This window comes from Saccharicrinis sp. 156 (assembly GCF_050589685.1).
Classification (GTDB): domain Bacteria; phylum Bacteroidota; class Bacteroidia; order Bacteroidales; family Marinilabiliaceae; genus Saccharicrinis.
Genome location: NZ_JBNGOS010000092.1, coordinates 1 through 3,093 on the forward strand (window position 1 = coordinate 1; position 3,093 = coordinate 3,093).

Sequence of the window (3,093 nt, forward strand, 5' to 3'; positions counted from 1 at the left end):
TTTCGGGGTTTTTTAATAATTTATTTCTCAACATGTTATTGACATGCAGTCTGTTATATATAAAAAGGCAGACCCTATTTAATGCGGTCTTTGACATGGAGATCACAGACCAACGGGGTCGAAAACACGTTGTGAATTGCTTTCAATTTGTATATTTAATGCGGTCTTTGACATGCGTTCCGGCTGAAAATAGCCTCGTTACGGTGTTGTGAATTGCTTTCAATTTGTATATTTAATGCGGTCTTTGACATGATGTGTGCGGTGCACATTGCGGCCGGAACGGTTGTGAATTGCTTTCAATTTGTATATTTAATGCGGTCTTTGACATGCTGTAGTGTCCGCAATTGTCACATTTAACGGTTGTGAATTGCTTTCAATTTGTATATTTAATGCGGTCTTTGACATGAATGAGTTTGGTGATAATGCTAACTTTCTTGTTGTGAATTGCTTTCAATTTGTATATTTAATGCGGTCTTTGACATGCTGACATTTGGTAAAACGCCTGTAAGAATCGTTGTGAATTGCTTTCAATTTGTATATTTAATGCGGTCTTTGACATGCTTGATGATGATAATTCAACTGAGGATGATGTTGTGAATTGCTTTCAATTTGTATATTTAATGCGGTCTTTGACATGAACAAATAAAAAAAGTAGTAACGGCTGGGTGTTGTGAATTGCTTTCAATTTGTATATTTAATGCGGTCTTTGACATGGGCAGCTGCTGAGGTAATCAGGTTGTCGGTGTTGTGAATTGCTTTCAATTTGTATATTTAATGCGGTCTTTGACATGTGTAAGCTGTACTCGGCCCCGGACTGTTCAGTTGTGAATTGCTTTCAATTTGTATATTTAATGCGGTCTTTGACATGAAATTCGACAATGCCATACCACAGTCAGGTGTTGTGAATTGCTTTCAATTTGTATATTTAATGCGGTCTTTGACATGGTAGACCGTGTATTCACCTCTAAGTTTCTTGTTGTGAATTGCTTTCAATTTGTATATTTAATGCGGTCTTTGACATGTTGACAACCTTAAACAAGTTGTCTTATAGTGTTGTGAATTGCTTTCAATTTGTATATTTAATGCGGTCTTTGACATGCATATAGTTGCATCAACCAATGTGACGATCGTTGTGAATTGCTTTCAATTTGTATATTTAATGCGGTCTTTGACATGATAAAATACACATCTTTGATGCGCCCAATAGTTGTGAATTGCTTTCAATTTGTATATTTAATGCGGTCTTTGACATGCTTACGTATTAACGGAAATGTTATTTCCTAGTTGTGAATTGCTTTCAATTTGTATATTTAATGCGGTCTTTGACATGAATGCGATCGTAACTCGTCCTCCCAACCGTGTTGTGAATTGCTTTCAATTTGTATATTTAATGCGGTCTTTGACATGTCTTTACATCGTTCTTAACCTCTTTGCCGTGTTGTGAATTGCTTTCAATTTGTATATTTAATGCGGTCTTTGACATGTGGTGTGTATGTTGTTGTATTGTCTTTCTCGTTGTGAATTGCTTTCAATTTGTATATTTAATGCGGTCTTTGACATGATATATTTTAGTGTGATTCTTTGCCATGCTGTTGTGAATTGCTTTCAATTTGTATATTTAATGCGGTCTTTGACATGAAAGTAGCTGTAAAGTTCGCTGTAGCTGTGTTGTGAATTGCTTTCAATTTGTATATTTAATGCGGTCTTTGACATGCCGCCTGTAGGCTTATTAAACATTACTGGTGTTGTGAATTGCTTTCAATTTGTATATTTAATGCGGTCTTTGACATGTGACATATTGAGTGATGCAATGGTAGAGCTGTTGTGAATTGCTTTCAATTTGTATATTTAATGCGGTCTTTGACATGTTCATCTAATAAAAAAAGCGCAGCGCATAAGTTGTGAATTGCTTTCAATTTGTATATTTAATGCGGTCTTTGACATGAGTTAATGGAATTACAACAAGAGCAATTACGTTGTGAATTGCTTTCAATTTGTATATTTAATGCGGTCTTTGACATGGGTAGGCGATGCAGACATTACAGGCTTTAGGTTGTGAATTGCTTTCAATTTGTATATTTAATGCGGTCTTTGACATGGTATTGGCCGCAACATTAAAATTCACAAACAGTTAACAAAGACCTTAGAAAATAAAAACCAGAACTAAACGGATCTGGTTTTTATTTTTAAACACCTATTTTAATTTCTACCTATAACTAGAAAAGCTGAAGTTGTTGAACTATTTCCGGTTTTTCTTTTGGTTTTTTGCTATAAAACAACTCCATCATCCCAAATTGTTTATCGGTAATTTTTAAAACACCAATATGTCCGTACTCGGGCAACATACTTTTTACCCTTTTTATATGCACATCGGCATTTTCGCGACTGGGGCAATTGCGCATATATATCGAAAACTGAAACATGGCAAAACCATCCTGCAATAGTTCTTTTCGGAACTTTGCTGCAGCCTTTCGCTGCTTTTTAGTTTCTACCGGAATATCAAATAGAACAAGTACCCACATATTTCTGTATTGATTGATGGCTTCGAACGACATAATTGTATTTACATTATATTTCAGAACTTAAGCATTGGCAAAATATTTAAAGCTGCGCTTATAAAATAAATTCATAAACTTATATTAAGCCATAAACTCCGGATAAATAATTTTACGCCTCTCTCCCTTGTAGCACTCAAACAATGAATTGGTTGTACGGCTCAAACCTACCATCAGCGGACTCTTTTGCTTGTCGAACAGTACATCCATACTGGCAATGCTTAATAATTTGGCCTTATGTTCGCGAGTTATTTCTACATCCTTAATCTCGCCTTTTTTCCACATACCGTACACCAGCTCATCACAGAACGGACGATAAGGCTCCATAATATCATCGGCCAAACAATAGGCATTGTATTTATTTCTGTGAAATATGCCCAATGTTGGCAACAAACCACTACCAACCAGTGCACGTGCCACGATGGACCGAAGTATGGCATAACAATAGTTTAAATGCGCATTATGGATATTCCGGAGCATGTTGACCCCCTTCCCAAACGTTGGTTAAGGTTGTGTTTTAGCATGACATTCCGGCGGA

At 36.1% G+C, this 3,093-nt stretch carries 2 protein-coding genes and 1 CRISPR repeat array; both genes read right to left on the reverse strand.

Going from position 1 to position 3,093, the window contains the following annotated elements; all coding sequences use genetic code 11:
- Window positions 1-128: 128 nt before the first annotated feature.
- Window positions 129-2,099: direct repeats of the CRISPR family, unit length 47 nt; unit sequence GTTGTGAATTGCTTTCAATTTGTATATTTAATGCGGTCTTTGACATG.
- A 117-nt stretch (window positions 2,100-2,216) separates the two neighbouring features.
- The gene (cas2, locus tag ACRD64_RS25100) at window positions 2,217-2,555 is read right to left on the reverse strand and encodes a CRISPR-associated endonuclease Cas2 (protein WP_430937364.1); all 339 of its coding nucleotides are present in this window, start codon (window positions 2,553-2,555) and stop codon (window positions 2,217-2,219) included.
- Between the two features lie 84 nt (window positions 2,556-2,639).
- Complete coding sequence (gene cas1, locus ACRD64_RS25105; RefSeq protein ID WP_430937366.1) at window positions 2,640-3,035, reverse strand: type II CRISPR-associated endonuclease Cas1; 396 nt, start codon at window positions 3,033-3,035, stop codon at window positions 2,640-2,642.
- Window positions 3,036-3,093: the final 58 nt, after the last annotated feature.

Excerpts from the sequence above, each read along its gene's own strand:
- cas2 (WP_430937364.1), bottom strand. The coding sequence starts at position 2,555 with ATGTCGTTCGAAGCCATCAATCAATACAGAAATATGTGGGTACTTGTT.
- cas1 (WP_430937366.1), bottom strand. The coding sequence starts at position 3,035 with ATGCTCCGGAATATCCATAATGCGCATTTAAACTATTGTTATGCCATA.